The 1,031-nt window shown below is 62.5% G+C and carries 1 protein-coding gene; it reads right to left on the reverse strand.

Translation table 11 applies throughout. From position 1 onward, the window contains the following. A partial coding sequence (locus NKH60_RS34940) for an IS5 family transposase (RefSeq protein ID WP_352837550.1) occupies window positions 1–969 on the reverse strand: 969 nt, incomplete at its 3' end. Window positions 970–1,031 lie beyond the last annotated feature (62 nt).

A 1,031-nucleotide genomic window follows, 5' to 3' on the forward strand; every position in this document is an offset into this window, starting at 1 on the left:
GGGTGGATACAGGACACCGATCATAGTCCGCAGATTGTAGGCGCATGCCGCCAGCATGCACTGCGTGCGGTTGGTCGCAAGGTTGAAGAAGCGCATGCGCCGCATGCCGTAACGCTCCTTGAACACGGCGAAAGGCCGCTCAACCGCCGCCCGCACCTTGGAGATCAGCCGGTTGCGCAGCTTGTCGCGCGGCGGCAATTCAGGGTGATGCTTGTTGGGCCGCCGCATCAGGCGATCCTTGATCTTGGCCTCAGCGAGCCGGTCATGCCTGGCATGGGTGTAATAGGCCTGATCGCCATAGACCGCCTTCTCATCGCCGCAGATCAACCGGTCGGCCGGCTCGGTGTCGGTGACTGAGGCGTCGCTCACCTCGACGCGCCGGATCAAGGTGTGCCCCTGGTCGACGCCAATGTGCATCTTGTAGCCAAAAGTGCTCTTTTTGCCCTTCTTGCCCCAGCGCGCATCCTTGTCCGCCGACGGCTTGACCGGGCCGTGGTGGCCCTTCTTCGGCTGCTTGGGCGGCCGGCCGGGGGATTGCATGAACGAGGCATCGACCAGCGTGCCGCGCTTGACGATCAGGCCTTTCGTCTCCAGCTGCCGGTTGATCTCCTCAAACACCTTGTCGATCAGCCGCTCACGCGTCAGCTCGTCGCGAAAGCGCCATAGGGTCGAATGATCGGGCGTACGGTCCGAGAGGCTGAAGCCAACGAAGCGGCGAAACGACAGCCGGTCACGGATCTGCGCCTCAAGCGCTGGATCGCTCAGCCCATGCCACACACCCAGCAGAAGGCAGCGCACCAGCAACATTGCCGGGTAGCTGGCGCTACCCGGGCCGCTGCTGCTGCGCGGGCCAAGCAGCTTGCTGATCGGCTCCCAGTCCAGCTCTTTCGCAATCAGGTCGAAGATCGTCTCATCCGACACCGCAAGACCGTCCGCCAGACTCAACTGACCCAGAACACGATCCACCATCGCGAATCTCCCTGCTCCAACCTCACAACAGAATCACTGATCGGCTTCTGTGCAAAGATCTC

This window comes from Mesorhizobium sp. M1006, assembly GCF_040318825.1.
Classification (GTDB): Bacteria; Pseudomonadota; Alphaproteobacteria; order Rhizobiales; family Rhizobiaceae; genus Mesorhizobium.